The 15,459-nt window shown below is 36.4% G+C and carries 16 protein-coding genes; 7 read left to right on the forward strand and 9 right to left on the reverse strand.

Annotated elements, in window-relative coordinates; translation table 11 throughout:
* Window positions 1-165 precede the first annotated feature (165 nt).
* Both nblR and IQ226_RS08870 read right to left on the reverse strand, forming a co-directional pair.
* The gene (nblR, locus tag IQ226_RS08865; protein WP_193894631.1) at window positions 166-879 is read right to left on the reverse strand and encodes a response regulator transcription factor NblR; all 714 of its coding nucleotides are present in this window, start codon (window positions 877-879) and stop codon (window positions 166-168) included.
* Between the two features lie 683 nt (window positions 880-1,562).
* Window positions 1,563-1,709, reverse strand: a complete 147-nt coding sequence (locus tag IQ226_RS08870) for a hypothetical protein (RefSeq protein ID WP_157749952.1) — start codon at window positions 1,707-1,709, stop codon at window positions 1,563-1,565.
* A 373-nt stretch (window positions 1,710-2,082) separates the two neighbouring features.
* Between IQ226_RS08870 and IQ226_RS08875 the strand changes: the two genes are divergently transcribed.
* Both IQ226_RS08875 and IQ226_RS08880 read left to right on the forward strand, forming a co-directional pair.
* The gene (locus IQ226_RS08875) at window positions 2,083-3,324 is read left to right on the forward strand and encodes a lipid-A-disaccharide synthase (protein WP_193894633.1); all 1,242 of its coding nucleotides are present in this window, start codon (window positions 2,083-2,085) and stop codon (window positions 3,322-3,324) included.
* Window positions 3,325-3,353: 29 nt separating this feature from the next.
* Window positions 3,354-6,398: an N-6 DNA methylase gene (locus tag IQ226_RS08880; RefSeq protein WP_193894635.1), complete on the forward strand. Its 3,045-nt coding sequence runs from the start codon at window positions 3,354-3,356 to the stop codon at window positions 6,396-6,398.
* 2 nt (window positions 6,399-6,400) lie between these two features.
* Here the strand turns inward: IQ226_RS08880 and IQ226_RS08885 are convergent, their stop codons facing one another.
* Window positions 6,401-6,778 carry a hypothetical protein gene (locus tag IQ226_RS08885; RefSeq protein WP_193894637.1) on the reverse strand — a complete coding sequence of 126 codons (378 nt, stop codon included), beginning with the start codon at window positions 6,776-6,778 and terminating at the stop codon, window positions 6,401-6,403.
* 206 nt (window positions 6,779-6,984) lie between these two features.
* Between IQ226_RS08885 and IQ226_RS08890 the strand changes: the two genes are divergently transcribed.
* Window positions 6,985-7,182, forward strand: a complete 198-nt coding sequence (locus IQ226_RS08890; RefSeq protein ID WP_193894721.1) for a hypothetical protein — start codon at window positions 6,985-6,987, stop codon at window positions 7,180-7,182.
* Between the two features lie 69 nt (window positions 7,183-7,251).
* Here the strand turns inward: IQ226_RS08890 and ftsH are convergent, their stop codons facing one another.
* Window positions 7,252-9,159, reverse strand: coding sequence for an ATP-dependent zinc metalloprotease FtsH (gene ftsH, locus IQ226_RS08895; RefSeq protein WP_193894639.1), 1,908 nt, complete (start codon window positions 9,157-9,159; stop codon window positions 7,252-7,254).
* A 263-nt stretch (window positions 9,160-9,422) separates the two neighbouring features.
* Here ftsH and aroC point away from each other — a divergent pair, with 263 nt between their 5' ends.
* Together aroC and IQ226_RS08905 are read left to right on the forward strand one after the other, a co-directional pair.
* Entirely contained in the window at window positions 9,423-10,511 is a 1,089-nt protein-coding gene (gene aroC, locus IQ226_RS08900; RefSeq protein ID WP_193894641.1) for a chorismate synthase, read from the forward strand.
* A 323-nt stretch (window positions 10,512-10,834) separates the two neighbouring features.
* Window positions 10,835-10,984 (forward strand): hypothetical protein, encoded by a 150-nt coding sequence (locus IQ226_RS08905; RefSeq protein ID WP_027402426.1) that lies wholly within the window; start codon window positions 10,835-10,837, stop codon window positions 10,982-10,984.
* 92 nt (window positions 10,985-11,076) lie between these two features.
* On the opposite strand, the gene IQ226_RS08910 is transcribed toward IQ226_RS08905, so the two are convergent.
* Window positions 11,077-11,757 carry a tetratricopeptide repeat protein gene (locus IQ226_RS08910; protein WP_193894643.1) on the reverse strand — a complete coding sequence of 227 codons (681 nt, stop codon included), beginning with the start codon at window positions 11,755-11,757 and terminating at the stop codon, window positions 11,077-11,079.
* A gap of 259 nt (window positions 11,758-12,016) precedes the next feature.
* Between IQ226_RS08910 and IQ226_RS08915 the strand changes: the two genes are divergently transcribed.
* Both IQ226_RS08915 and IQ226_RS08920 read left to right on the forward strand, forming a co-directional pair.
* A complete protein-coding gene (locus tag IQ226_RS08915; protein ID WP_027402424.1) occupies window positions 12,017-12,343 on the forward strand; it encodes a YbjQ family protein in 327 nt (108 codons plus the stop codon).
* 331 nt (window positions 12,344-12,674) lie between these two features.
* Entirely contained in the window at window positions 12,675-13,310 is a 636-nt protein-coding gene (locus IQ226_RS08920) for a hypothetical protein (RefSeq protein ID WP_193894645.1), read from the forward strand.
* A gap of 8 nt (window positions 13,311-13,318) precedes the next feature.
* On the opposite strand, the gene IQ226_RS08925 is transcribed toward IQ226_RS08920, so the two are convergent.
* The 4 genes from IQ226_RS08925 to IQ226_RS08940 form a co-directional block, all read right to left on the reverse strand.
* Complete coding sequence (locus IQ226_RS08925) at window positions 13,319-13,867, reverse strand: carbonic anhydrase (protein ID WP_193894647.1); 549 nt, start codon at window positions 13,865-13,867, stop codon at window positions 13,319-13,321.
* Between the two features lie 24 nt (window positions 13,868-13,891).
* The gene (locus IQ226_RS25570; protein ID WP_255539955.1) at window positions 13,892-14,131 is read right to left on the reverse strand and encodes a SulP family inorganic anion transporter; all 240 of its coding nucleotides are present in this window, start codon (window positions 14,129-14,131) and stop codon (window positions 13,892-13,894) included.
* Window positions 14,132-14,364: 233 nt separating this feature from the next.
* Complete coding sequence (locus tag IQ226_RS08935; RefSeq protein ID WP_193894649.1) at window positions 14,365-14,625, reverse strand: hypothetical protein; 261 nt, start codon at window positions 14,623-14,625, stop codon at window positions 14,365-14,367.
* Window positions 14,626-14,768: 143 nt separating this feature from the next.
* The gene (locus IQ226_RS08940) at window positions 14,769-15,416 is read right to left on the reverse strand and encodes a Uma2 family endonuclease (RefSeq protein WP_193894651.1); all 648 of its coding nucleotides are present in this window, start codon (window positions 15,414-15,416) and stop codon (window positions 14,769-14,771) included.
* Window positions 15,417-15,459: the final 43 nt, after the last annotated feature.

Consider the following 15,459-nt stretch of genomic DNA (forward strand, 5'->3'; position numbering starts at 1 on the left):
GGAGTGGGGGAGTAGGGGAGAAATCTATCTTTACTCTTTACTCTTTACTCTTGCCTCTTGCCTATTGCCCATTAAATTATTTACTGCAATTTAGATTCTGACTATCTTACTTAATTTCTGCAAAATTGCCCACAAATTTAGATATTATTTCTGATTTTATGGATTTTAGGAGTCTCTGAGTACATAACCTACACCGCGGATAGTTTGAATTAGGCGTTTTTGACCTTCTTCTTCAATTTTGAGTCGCAGGTAACGAATATACACTTCAATAACATTGGACTCACCCATAAAGTCGTAACCCCAAACATTTTCTAAAATCTGTTCACGGGTTAATACTTCACGGGGATGTTCCATTAAGAACTTTAAGAGTTCAAATTCTTTCATGGTCAAGTCAATGACCTTACTGTTGTAAATAACCCGGCGGGTTCCTATATCCAAAATCAAATCACCAAAGCGTAATTGTTCGGTGGTATCAACATCTGGTTTGAGATAGAGACGAATCAGCTTTAAAAAATCTTCCGAACGGTAAGGCTTGAGGATGTAATCATCAGCACCAGCATCTAAACAAGCTATGCGATCATCTACGGTGTCTCTAGCCATCAAAACTAGTATAGGAGAACGATTACCAATATTTCTGAGATTTTTACATAAAGATAGTCCTGATTCACCGACAAGCATTCGGTCTACAACAATTAAAGCAGGTTGGCGATGGGTTGGATTACTGGAAGCACCGCCACAGTATTTTAATCCATTGGCTGCATCGTGAGTCACAATGGCATCATAGCCAGCTTCTTGCAAATCACCAGCTAATTGATGAGCTAAAGTTTCATCTGGTTCAATCACCAAAACAAAAACAGCGGGATTGTGGGTAGCTATCATAGCAGTTGGGCTAAAAAGAAAACAAATTTGGATTGGTAATTAGAAAAAACCCTCTCCCCTGAGTTATAACCTAGTATGTTAATTTTGTGTGTTTTGGAGCGATTTTCTGGGAAATTATTGGTGTTACCGTAGTTTACACCGAAAGCATCTGTTCCAGGCACTTTCTCATAAAAATATGCGACACATTTTGTGCATGAAGTCTTATGGGATAAGGGATTCAGAATTAACACACTAGTTATAACCTATTACCGTGTTACTGATATTTCAAACAATACTAACTCAAGTTACTAATTTTCCGGTTGTACTTATATACAAGTTGCTACAACTCAATCAGAACAATAATAATTTTTGCTTAAATGCTATTATACTCAAAATAATGCCAAACTACCTTTTTGCCCTGGACGGGTCGTCATAATTTTACCATTTGAGTGAATAAAATCAAGATAAACTCACCCAAACCCTCTTCACTTTTGCCTCTTGCCTTTTTACTCTCTGCGTCTCTGCGCCTCTGCGTGAGGTAAAATCATATTCTGCTGAATCAATTTTTTTTAGCTTAACTGATCAGTATGGAAATCAAATGGGATTATCCATGTATCATAGATAACCCCATTAAATCTGTCAAAAGCTGAAAGCCTAAAACCCCTATTATACCCTACCAGAAACTTTTATGAATTTGCTCTTGATTACTTACCTAAACCATCATATCTATTTGGGTCTTTTTTCTCTTTTTTGTCCTTGGGATCTTTCTTAGGCTTTTTAACTTCTTTATTACCTTTTTTTTCCTTAGACATCAGTATCACCCAACTAGGTTTACCCGTCAAAGCTGCCACATTCTGCTATGAGTAAATCAGGGCGTAGCTTACCTGATATCCTTTAAAAACAGGAAGGGAAGCATTGCACATTTACGCTACTAATTACTATGATACATTGTTATTTGATTTTGTTATGAATTTGATTAACTACGATACAAAACTTTAGATACCTTGTCACTATATCTAATTGAGATTTGTTGCCTTAATTCATTATATCAGTATAATCATATAGGAATAATATTTGATTTATGAAAAGATACGTAAGGTGCGTTAGATATTACAAATCTGTTTATTGATAGAATTTATGCAGTCTGACGCACCCTACAATAGCTAATTTTTTTCAAGAATCAAATATGAGTTCTATATTTTATAACTTATTGGTAATAATTAAATGACTACACCCGTAGATATTCTCATTCTTTCCAATGGACCTGGAGAGGTTACAACTTGGGTACGTCCTGTTGTTAAAGCATTGAGGGAAGAATTAGGACATGATGTTTCTCAACTGAGAATTTCTGTAATATTGTCACCTTGTCCCCATGCTAGTGGTAAAGAAACTGATATAGCGTTAGGTTATCCAGAGGTTGATAGAGTTCAAGCACCGGAATATTTTTGGCAATTTTTACTGTGGGGAAAAACCGCGCAAAATTGGGAATGGAGAAATCAAGGTGTAGTCATATTTTTAGGTGGTGATCAAATTTTTCCGGTAATTATTGGTAAAAAATTAGGATATAAAACTGTAGTTTATGCGGAATGGGAAGCGCGTTGGCACAATTTTATAGATAAATTTGCCATTATGAAAGCTCAAGTTGCGAAAAATGTCTCTGCTAAATATGCTGATAAATTCACTGTTGTTGGTGATTTGATGTTAGAAGCAGCAAAGAATGAAATCACACCTAAAATAGCAAATCCTCAATCTAAAGTTGAACTAATTGGAATTTTACCGGGATCAAAATCTGCAAAATTAACCCAAGGTGTACCTTTAATGTTAGCAATTGCTGAATATATTTATCGTCAAAACCCAAAAACGAAGTTTTTTATTCCCGTTGCACCAACTTTAGATTTACCAACTTTAGCTAGTTTTGCTAATCCTGAAACTAATTCATTTACAAAAGTTTTTGGGTTTCAAGGTGCATCTTTATCAGGTAATTTTCTGGCAACTACTACTGAATTAAGAGTGGAATTAAAACAAGAAAATCCAGTTTATGATTTATTATCCCAATGTTCTATTTGTTTAACTACGGTTGGTGCAAATACCGCAGAATTAGGTGCTTTGGCTGTACCGATGATTGTCCTATTACCAACTCAACAATTAGATGCAATGCGTTCTTGGGATGGTTTACCAGGAATATTAGCAAATTTACCGGGAGTAGGTTCTAGTTTTGCTAAATTAATTAATTGGTGGGTGTTGAGACGTAAGGGTTTATTTGCTTGGCCAAATATTTGGGCGCAAGCAGAAATTGTCCCGGAATTAGTAGGTAAATTGCAATCTGAAGAAGTGGGAGAAATGGTTTTAGATTTGTTAGCAAATCCAGAAAAATTAGAGGCTATGCGGGATAAATTACGCAGTGTTAGAGGTGAAGGTGGTGCTGCGGATAAGTTAGCAATTTTGGTAAAACAAGAGTTATTATAGATTTAGATAAAATTGGGATTTTTCTAGATATGAAAGCACCTGATAGCATTATTCAACTGGTTAAACATTTTCACTCTTCAATAGAATTGTATCGGGCGGGGGGAATTAATGAAACACAAACTAGAATTGAATTTATTAATCCTTTGTTTGCGGCTTTGGGATGGGATATTGGCAATGAACGACAAATTTCTGATATTTATAAAGATGTTGTTCATGAAGACTCTTTAAAAATTAGTGATGCAAATAAAGCCAAAGCACCTGATTATAGTTTTCGGGTGGGGGGAGTGAGGAAGTTTTTTGTGGAAGCGAAAAAACCCGCTGTTAATGTGGGTCAAAACATGAGTGCAGCTTTTCAAGTCAGACGTTATGGGTGGTCTGCAAAGTTAGCTTTAAGTATTTTAACAGATTTTGAAGAATTTGCAGTTTATGACTGTCGAATTATGCCAAATAAAAATGATTCAGCATCAGTGGCTAGAATCAAACATTTTAATTATACAGAATATATTGATAAATGGGCAGAGATTTATAATCTTTTTTCTAAGGAAGCTGTGTTAAATGGTTCTTTAGAAAGGTTTGCGGAAACTAAAGTTAAGTCTGGGATTACTGTTGATCAAAAATTTCTCCAAGAAATTGAAGTTTGGCGAGAAAATTTAGCTGCTAATATTGTTTGGCGAAATCCGCAAATTCAACAAAGAGAGTTAAATTTTGCTGTGCAAATGACAATTAATAGAATTGTCTTTTTACGCATTTGTGAAGATAGGGGAATTGAACCTTATCAACAGTTATATAATTTATTAAAGTTTGAAAATTTTTATCAAGAGTTAGGTCGGTTATTTATCAATGCAGATTATCGCTATAATTCTGGTTTATTCTATTTTCAAGATGAGAAAGGACGAGAGAATCCTGATGATTTTACTTTGAATTTAACTATAGATGATTCTATTTTAACCTTAATTATTAGAAAACTTTATCCTCCAGAAAGTCCTTATGAGTTTTCTGTGATTCCTGTGGAAATTTTAGGACAAGTGTATGAACAATTTTTAGGGAAAGTCATTCAAATATCTGCAAGTCGTCAAGCAGTTATTGAAGATAAACCGGAAGTAAGAAAAGCTGGAGGTGTTTATTACACTCCTAGTTATATTGTTGATTATATTATTAAACAAACTATTGGTAAGGTTTTAGAGGGTAAAAAACCAGAAAAAATCCAAGATATGACAATTCTTGATCCTGCGTGTGGTTCTGGTTCTTTTTTAATTGTGGCTTATCAATTTATCCTAGATTGGTATTTGGAACAATATCTGCAAAATCCCAAGAAATACAAAAATAAATTCTATCAAATTTCGGATCATCAATGGCGTTTAACTGCAAGTGAAAGAAAGCAAATTTTATTAACTCACATTTATGGTGTTGATATTGATCAACAAGCGGTAGAGACAACTAAGTTATCTTTGTTATTGAAGGTATTGGAGGGAGAATCAGGAGAAACAATTACCAGACAATTACAGTTATTTAAGGAAAGGGCTTTACCTGATTTAGATTATAATATTCAATGTGGTAATACCTTGATAGATGGAGAATTTTATCAACAGACTCAATTAGATTTTTTAGATGAGGATACGGCTTATAGGGTTAATATTTTCGACTGGGAATCAGCTTTTTCTGCTATTATGAAACGAGGTGGTTTTGATGTAGTTATTGGTAATCCTCCCTATATTAGAATTCAAGCTTTAAAAGAATGGGCTGCATTGGAAGTTGAATTTTATAAACAACAATATGTTTCTGCTAGTAAGGGGAATTATGATATTTATGTTATCTTTGTGGAAAAGGGATTGAAGTTATTAAGAAAAGATGGCTATTTAGGTTTTATTTTACCTCATAAGTTTTTTAATGCTCAATATGGGGAGTCTATCAGGAAGTTAATTTCTGAGGGTAAATATCTGAATAAAATAGTGCATTTCGGAGATCAACAAGTTTTTCCCAAGGTTTCAACTTATACTTGTTTGCTTTTTTTGAAAAAATCACAACAATCTGATTTAGAAATGGAAAAAGTAATTGATTTAATGGATTGGAAAATCAACAATAATAGTCAAACAGGAATTATTCATCATTCATTAGTTTCAGGTTCAGAATGGAATTTTATTTTGGGAGAAGATGCTAAAATATTTACCAAGTTACAACAAATTAAATCTACACTAGAAGATGTAACAGAGAGAATTTTTCAAGGAATTAAAACCAGTGCTGATAGAATATATATCGTAGAAGAATTATCACGGGAAGATAATTTAATTCAAATTTCTTCTAAACAAAAACAAATAGCATACTGGTTAGAGTCTAAGTTACTACATCCTTTAATCAAAGGTGGTGATAGTAAAAGATATTATTTGTCTAAAACCAATAAGTTGATTATTTTTCCCTATATGCTTAAAAATAATGGTTTAATGGAATTAATTCCTATGAATACCTTTGAGAAAGAATATCCTTTAACCTGGAATTATTTACTAGATAATAAAAATTATTTAGAAAATAGAGAAAATAGCAAGATGTTAGGAGAAAATTGGTATGGATATAGTAGATTTCAAGCTTTAAATGTCATGGCTTTACCAAAAATATTTACTCCTGATATTGCTACAGGTTCATCATTTACATGGGATAAAACAGGGGAAATCTTTTTTACAGGTGGTGTCGCTGGAGGATATGGAATTTTAGTAAAATCTAATTATTCATGGGAATACATTTTAGGGTTGTTAAATAGCAAAGTCCTAGAATTTTATCTCAAAAAATCATCTACATCTATGAGAGGTGGTTACTACAGTTTTGAATCTCGGTTTATTCGCAATCTTCCTATTAAAGTTATTGATAATTCTCAAATTTCAGAGAAGAAAAAACATGATTTAATTGTTAATTTAGTACAACAAATGCTTTCTCTGCATGAAAAAATCAATGAGGTAAATACACCCCCGTCCAAAAAAATGATTCAGCAACAAATACAAGCTACTGATAGACAAATCAATCAATTGGTTTATGAACTTTATGAATTAACTGATGCAGAAATAACTATGATTGAAAGGACATGAATTTACTCTTCCCCTTGTCTGCGTCCTAGTTCATACACACCTGCACCGATACAAGCAAGTATACCAATGCTAATCCCCCAGCTATTACCTAAGCTGATATCTAGAAGCCAGTTAGATAAACCACCAAATATCAAAAATGGGAAAATGCTAAATAGTGAAGCATAAAAGGAATTTTGTGATTCTCTGGCTTTGCGAGTTTTTTCAAATTCTGATTCACTGGTATAGAGGGAACGTTCAGCAAAATTGAACCAGCGGTTGAGTTGTGTCGTTATCCATTCTCTGGTTTGGGAAAAACTCAGATATAAGGCTAAAGCCCATAAACAAGCTCCAGCGATCGCTATTTTATCTAACTGAAAGTGAAAAGGCAATATGTCAAACATGGCATCTGTTAACTCTCCAATTGCTAATTTTAGCTTTTATCTGCCCCTAAATCCCACTATGGTGAGATTTTTGTTTTTACAGAATTATTGACCGCAGATAAACGCAGATAAACGCAGATAAATGCGGATGAACTCATGGATTTCATGATTCTGTGCAGCTTCACATATAATTGTTATTACCCAGGAAAAGCTTGGGGGATTGACTCATGATCAAAGTATTAGATTTAGGTATAACCGGAAAAGCTCGGATTTGGAATAACGAATCATTTGGGGAAATCGGATCTTCTAGATCATTTTTTCACGATCTTGCATATACAGTTATTGAGGTGATGGTGCGAGATAAAATTCCTACTAATTATAATGTTAAACCACCATTTAAAAAAGTTCTGGAACAATCTTTTTGATATTTTTATTAATCAGAAAGAAGTAGAGACATTACATGGAACGTCTCTACAAAGATTATGTAAACTCAACTAATAAGTTGCGGCTACTGGCTCATTAGTGACTTTAACGGCTGTATTATCAGCGACAATGGTGCGGAATACATCCCCTTCAATGGTTTCTTGTTCTATTAACAAATCAACGGCTCGTTCCAAGGTTAAGCGGTTTTCTTGAATGATTTCTTTAGCTTGAAGATAACAGCGGTTAACAATCTCCCGGACTGCGTGATCAATTTTCGCCGCAATGTCTTCGGAATATTCAGATTTATTCATCCAGTCCCGTCCTAAAAATACATCGTTGTTTTGATTTTCTAGGGAAACTGGACCTAAATCGGACATTCCAAATTTCGTTACCATTTGTCGTGCCATACTGGTAACTTGTTGCAAGTCATTTCCTGCACCTGTGGTAACTTCCGCTTTCCCAAACACGATTTCTTCAGCCGCGCGACCACCTAAAGTTGCGGCAATGCGGGCTAAAATTTGGGAACGGGAAATTAAACCCTGTTCTTCATTGGGAGTAAACCAAGTTAAACCTAGTGCTTGTCCTCTGGGAATGAGTGTAACCTTTTGTACAGGATCATGACCTGTAACTAATGTTCCTACTAAAGCGTGTCCAACTTCGTGGTAAGCAATCAGGCGTTTGTTTTTGCTGTCTACTAAAGCAGTCCCTTCCATACCGGCGACTACTCTATCTATGGCGTTATCAATTTCTAAGTCGGTAACGGCTTCTTTACGTCTCCTGGCGGTGAGAATGGCGGCTTCGTTGAGTAAATTGGCTAAATCTGCACCAGTAAATCCAGGAGTGCGGCGAGCGATCGCTTCTAAAGATACACTAGGATCAATTTTCTTATTCTGAGCGTGGACTGTCAAAATTTCCTGTCTTCCCTTCAAATCGGGAACATCCACAATTACCTGTCTATCGAAGCGTCCTGGACGTAATAGAGCCGAATCAAGGACATCTGGACGGTTAGTAGCCGCAATAATAATAATCCCTGTATTGCCTTCAAAACCATCCATTTCCGTTAATAGCTGGTTGAGGGTTTGTTCCCGTTCATCATTTCCACCCCCAATACCTGCACCCCGTTGTCTTCCTACTGCGTCAATTTCATCAATAAATATTAAACAAGGAGCATTTTCTTTGGCTTTTTTGAATAAATCGCGGACACGGGAAGCGCCGACACCAACGAACATTTCCACAAATTCTGAGCCAGACATACTGAAAAATGGCACACCTGCTTCCCCAGCAATGGCTTTGGCGAGTAAGGTTTTTCCTGTTCCTGGTGGTCCAATTAATAGTACACCTTTGGGAATTTTTGCCCCTACCGCTGTAAATTTTTCTGGTTGTTTGAGGAAAGTAACAACTTCTTCTAATTCTTCTTTGGCTTCCTTGACTCCGGCCACATCATTAAATTTTACGCCTGTTTTCGCTTCCATTTGAAACCGAGCGCGAGATTTACCAAAACTCATGGCTTGGTTAGAAGCATTGGCAGAACGCCGCAGGAATAATAACATGAGTGCCACTAGGGGTAAAATCCACATGAGATTAATTAATAAGCCTACAGCGGCTCTGTTACCAGCGGAGGAAACTTCGCCAAAATCCACGTTTTTTTCTTTAAGTTTGTTAATTAATTCCGAATTTTGATCTAAAAGGCGGACTTGTAAAGGTGGAGTGTCGGGTTTTTGTCCCACTAAATAAACTCTAGCTGTTTGTTCAGCTTGATCTAACTCTACTTTTTTAACTTCTCCTTTATTGGCTTTTTGAATTAATTCACCATAGGTTAAAGAATTTCGCTCAGTTTTTTGTTGCGCTAAAACGGGATTAGTGCCAATCACACCGGGTAATATCATCAACCCGGCAGCCATAATTCCTGTTAATACATGACGCGGAGAAGAACCTGGTAATTGCTGTTTGATCAAAGCTTTTTTGTGCAAATTTTTCATAATAGTTACGCTTTATGGCTGTTTTTGGCGGAAATTGTCAAATCTAGAAATTATAGTTTTCTTCTAACAGTTTAACTGTCAAACTCGATTATTAACAGGTGACAGTGAAGAAGGTGAGAGTCTTTAAGATAACTGATTGTCCTGGGGAATTTGGGATTTTTGATCAGGGATTTCTCGGTCATGCTTGGCGATTCCTACGGAGCGCTTCGCTATCGCCCAACCTCATGTAAAATGAATATTCCGGTCTGTATTTTCTCAACATCATGGGCAGCACTTTTGGTCATCTTTTCCGTATTACGACTTTTGGCGAATCTCACGGCGGCGGTGTGGGCGTTATCATTGATGGATGTCCCCCACAACTGGAAATTTCTGCCGAGGAAATTCAATTTGAGTTAGATAGAAGACGGCCAGGACAAAGTAAGATTACCACTCCTCGCAAAGAAGCTGACACCTGTGAGATTTTATCGGGTGTGTTTGAGGGAAAAACTCTGGGAACACCCATTGCCATTTTAGTCAGAAATAAAAATACTCGTCCCGAAGATTATGATGAGATGGCGCAGAAATATCGCCCTTCTCACGCAGATGCTACCTATGATGCTAAATATGGCTTGAGAAATTGGCAAGGTGGTGGCAGGTCGTCAGCCCGTGAGACAATAGGTAGAGTTGCTGCTGGTGCGATCGCTAAAAAGATTTTACATCAAGTTGCAGGTGTAGAAGTAATCGCCTATGTGAAGCGCATTAAAGATTTAGAAGGGGTTGTTGATACCAATACTGTCACTTTAGCAGATGTCGAAAGCAATATCGTCCGCTGTCCAGATGGCGAAATTGCCAACACCATGATTTCCTTAATCGAACAAACCGGTCGAGATGGTAATTCTATTGGTGGTGTCGTTGAATGTGTGGTGCGGAATGTTCCCAAGGGTTTAGGCGAACCAATTTTTGATAAATTAGAAGCAGATTTAGCAAAAGCAGTGATGTCATTACCTGCAAGTAAAGGTTTTGAAATCGGTTCTGGTTTTGACGGAACTTTATTAACAGGTTTTGAACATAACGACGAATTTTATATTGATGAACATGGGGAAATTAGAACAGTAACCAACCGTTCTGGCGGTATTCAAGGGGGAATTTCCAACGGTGAAAACATTATTCTCCGCGTGGCTTTTAAACCAACGGCTACGATTAGAAAGGAACAAAAAACCGTAACAAAGGAAGGGGAAGAAACGGTTTTAGCAGGAAAAGGAAGACATGATCCTTGTGTTTTACCCCGCGCTGTGCCGATGGTTGATGCGATGGTGGCTTTAGTTTTATGTGATCATCTATTAAGGCATTATGGACAGTGTAAGGTGTTGTGATCATACTTAATCAAGTGGAATTGCATCAACACTTATTATGAATACCGTGAATATGAACCAAAACCATCAAAAAAAGAGATTGAAACATTATTTTTTACTATCCCATCAACCAAGGAATTGAAGTTATCCGTGTTTTGCTTTGACGAACGCCTTGCGGTACTAGGCATAACATAATTCGTACCACAATTATAAAGTATTGCAAAGTTACTTAAAAAAAGATTGTGTTTAGTATAGATATATGAAGAATATGAGCAAAGTAGATCATCACAGTATTACAGTACGAATATCACCCATTAAAAGATTTAAAAAGGGGCTATAGTATTATGGCTATCTCCAAAATGTTTGCTGATATGGCTCAGTTTATTTCTGAAGCCTTCATGCGGATTTTCACCCCTGCTAATGATGCCTATCCTGTGATTGGGGTACAGCCTTTTACAGGGAAAATATATAAAAAAGGTAAAGCAGCTTGGTAGGTATTGAGTTAGTATCACTGAAGATTTTTCTCCATCATCAGAGTAGGGACAAGGTAAAAGTTTTGATAGCCTGTCCCTATTTTTAATTGATTCTAACCACCTATTTCTTGCAGCATGGTTTGGATTCTGGCAACGCCTTCTTGATCATTTCCCCGCTGATACAAATCTAATGCCTTTCTGAGAACTTTGTTTGCTTGTGTCGTTTGTCGTCGTTGTTTAAACATAGCACCGATTAACTCATAGGTGCGGGGATTATTTTTATCTAAATTAATAGCTTGTTCATAAGCCCACATAGCTGCTTGATAATCACCCAAACTAGTTTGAGCAACTCCTAATCCTAAATAGGCGTTGACATTATTGCGATTTAACTGGATAGCCCGACGGTAAGCTTCTTTTGCGCCTTTGTTATCTTTTGTGCTACTTTTAAGATAACCGACGGCATAGTAAAAATCACTATTATTAGGATTAATGGCAATAGCTCGACGATAAGCATCTAAAGCAGAGGTAAAATTGCCTTGTTGAGTATATAAGTAGCCAATCCCAGCAAAAATTCTGTCATTTTTGGGATCTAATTTTGCGGCTTGTTGATAGACTGCGATCGCTCCATGATAATCTTGAGCATCTACCAGTCTTTTTCCCTGATCTATCAAGTTTTTCAACTCTGGATTATTCACCTGTGCCACTAAGACCTCAGCTTTCGCTACTACAGGTGTGTTAGTAAATAAACATCCTAGTAATAAAGCAGTTAACAGGACTGATGTTTTTCTGTACATAGTAAATTTTCCTAAGTTTTCTTAAACCGTTTTTATTCGCACATTAAAACAAAAATATTGATCTTTGTAATCTGTATTTATTCACATTTACAGAATATTAATAATTTCTTAAAATTACTTGACATCCTCATAACTATAACAATAAATTGATCATTTCGCCAACCGATACGGATAAATTACACAAAATTACAGGTATAATGAAGTATCAGGCGATGTTTTTTCTGGAATTTGGCCATAATCACCTAATGTACATGAATGTATGCTGTTAACTACTACTGATGTGATTCAAGGTGCTGTAATTCAATCCTACTTAGGTATTGTCACAGCAGAAGTTGTCTATGGTAGCAATTTTCTCCGAGATTTCTTAGCGAGTATTCGGGATATTGTTGGTGGACGCACTGGCAGCTATGAACGTCTCTTTGAAGAAGGGCAGCGGAAAGCAATGGAGGAATTAGAACAAAGAGCGCAACGTTTAGGCGCAGATGCTGTTGTCGGTATTGCTGTTGATACTGGGACAATTAATGTTGATCAATCTGGTGTTTTATTAGTAATTACAGCCACAGGAACAGCCGTCAAAATTCGTTAATATTTTGATACTTTTGTCATTTTTTACCATTTCTCATCTAGCCAATTTATAACTAAAGAAAGGGTAAACAACTCTTTCTATTGATAGAGATTGAGAATTATAATTAGCGATTTAATTTTAAATATGAGCATACAAAAGATTTGATATAGCGGTATGCACTCTTGGTGAGATACAGTCAGCAAATCGTAAAGACTGTAGGGGTTTTCCCGCCCTTGATTGTATTGATCCCTAAAGATAACTGCTATAAGAAAAAATTCAAAACCAAAGATTTTTCAGGAAAAATATCCAATACGTCAGTAACTTTGCCACTATAGTAAGGGAGAAAATAGCTATGTCATACGTGAATCGAGTCGGTGAGGAAATAAGTCCTTCTGAGTCTTTGATAGCTAGTAGAGTTACCGAATATCGGGACAGAGTGCGCTGGGGCCCAATAGTTTCCGGTGTGTTAGTGGCTTTAGCAACTCAATTAATATTGAGTTCATTTTTTAGCGCCCTTGGTGCAGGGAGAATTGCTGAATCCTTAGCGCCGAGAACAATTGCTCCTACTATTATTAGTAATGTCGGAATTTGGTCAACAATTGCTTTATTACTATCTCTATTTATTGGTGCTTGGATAACAACCCGTGCTTGTGGACCTATGCACCGAGAGACAGCAATACTCAACGGGGCAATTCTTTGGGCGACAACTCTAGCACTTAGCTCTTTTCTATTAGCAAATGGAGTCTGGGGTGCTTTTGGTGTGGTGGCTTATAATGCAGCACAAGTGATTAATCAACTACAACAACAAGGGAACATTATAGCACCAAATGCGCCTATCTTAACTGCTGAACAAACTCGTGATGTTGCTGCTGCAACTTCGAGAACTTTGTGGTTTTATGTTTTTGGTTCTTTATTAGGTTTACTTGCTTCTTTAGTGGGAGCAGTGGCGGGGGCGCGAACTTCTCGAATTAATAATTACAATTCTTGACGGAAAAATCACAATTTCGGCAATATTTGTGAAAATTCTCCTTGATTGAGAGTTGCAAAATACAGTTCAACTTTAAGATCAGGATAGCGATCGCGAATTGATGAATAGGCACGACTTAAATAATCTGTATGTATTTGCAACTCTCGTTGAGGATCTTTACTTAAGTTAGGATCAATCATCATTGCATAAGCCCCACAATCTTGATGATCAATAATAATAACTGTGTTGATATGATGGAGTTTATAGGAGATATCTAACTGATCCCAAAATGCTTCAGCGTCAGATTTGTGGGGGAATCCTGTTAAAGCTAATGAAGCACCAGCTAAAGCTGTTAAATCATATTTATCTGTGAGGTTTTTATTCTTTAAAAAAGACTGTTCTGCTGTCAAAAACCGGAAGTCAATACAACTCAGAACTAAAGCTTGGGATTGATTGACTGTGGCTTTTGCTGGTGTCGCTGATTGCAGAACAGTAAATGCCACTGCTGCGGGAAGGAAAGATCTAAGAAAATGACGGCGACTAGAACAACAAAGACATTGATTGATATTTCTATTCATGTTTTACTTAGTCATTTAATTCCATTAATTCTTTTGATTTCGGGAATCTTCACCAAACTCAAATCGCTCATCCGTTTGATAAATAAAGCACCGCCAGCAATTAATCCTACCTCCACGAATTACGCCAGATAGTCGGGTTTTGCCCCCAGAACGGAAATTCACCGCAGTTCCCGCGATCGCCCCTGTGGCGGGAATACCACCAAAAAATTGATTCTTGGAGGGTATTTGCGATCGCCATATCGTTATTCCAACTCTTATACACAACTAGTTGATGCCCGCAGTTTGTGCTATTCGATTGTTAGTAAAGTTTAATTCTGTCCCCTAAAATATTGCTGCCTACCAGATACGCAATTTTTATTGCATTTATTTTAAGATAGTTCTTCCTTATCAAATCTACTATAACAAATTACAAATCCATTGTCAACCCCCAAATACTCTTTATTGGCGTTGAACAATGAAAAGATTACCGCCAGTCAGGATATTCTAGATACCACAACTTACCACTTCAAAACCGCTTCCTCAATTCCTTTCTCTCTTCTAACTTTGGCATCAGTTTCAAACCAAGTAATAATTTGCTTAGTTGTCAACTCCTCAATAGACACATCATATTCCTGAGCAATATGTTGTAAAATCCGCAAAGAAGAAATAGTCAGTCTAGTTAAAAACTTCTCAGGAGAAGATAACAAAGCTGCATCAACTTGTGCAGATTCGTCATGGGTTAAAAATTGAGTTGATGATTGATTAGGGGCGATATCCATAAAAATTCAAAATTCTGTTTAATCGAGAGGTTGCCTTCATACCATTAAATCATATTATTGTCACCCCTGAGCAATAAAAACCGAGCAATAAGTAACTCAACCTTAAAAAGCATAATACCCAGCTCACCGACTTCTTAATTTAATCAGGAAATTTGTGTTTTTAACCAACTCCGAAAATTTTTAATCATTGACACCTCACCCACTTGTAAACTAGAAGCTAAAAACCGAGGAACTTCTGTATTTAAAGGTAAATTCGCAAAGGTTGGTGAACCATTGCCAGGAATATATTTATCCTCAGATAAACTATAAATTTGCATTACAGGTTCATCATAACGCCAAACTTCAGGAACACCTAAAGCTAAATAAATCGGTAATTTATCAATAGAAGAACTAGCATAATCAACTTCTATGACTAAATCAGGTGGTGGATCTTGAGTTAAATCTAAACTGGTTTTATTTCTCATGATTGGTTCATTTTGAATATAGAAACTAGAATCAGGTTCTACACCTCTAGCTAGATCTTCTCTTTTACAAGTTAATGAACCAGTGCTTTTGACATTGAGATTTAACTCTTCAACTAAAACAATAATTAGATTTTGCAACAAACGGTTATTATGTTCATGGGGCATTAATGGAGTCATAATTTCTAAGATTCCCTGATTATAAGTAAACCTGTTATGGCGATCATCACCTGTTTCTAATAAAATTCGTTCAAAAGTATTCCAAGAAATATGATGGAGGATGACGCTATTGGTGTGAGTGTTGCTGTAAGTAGGTGCTAGAATTACCATAGAAATTTACTTTGCAGTTTTAATTGTTCTATTATATCACTTT

It is taken from the genome of Dolichospermum sp. LEGE 00240 (assembly GCF_015207875.1).
GTDB classification, from domain to species: domain Bacteria; phylum Cyanobacteriota; class Cyanobacteriia; order Cyanobacteriales; family Nostocaceae; genus Dolichospermum; species Dolichospermum gracile.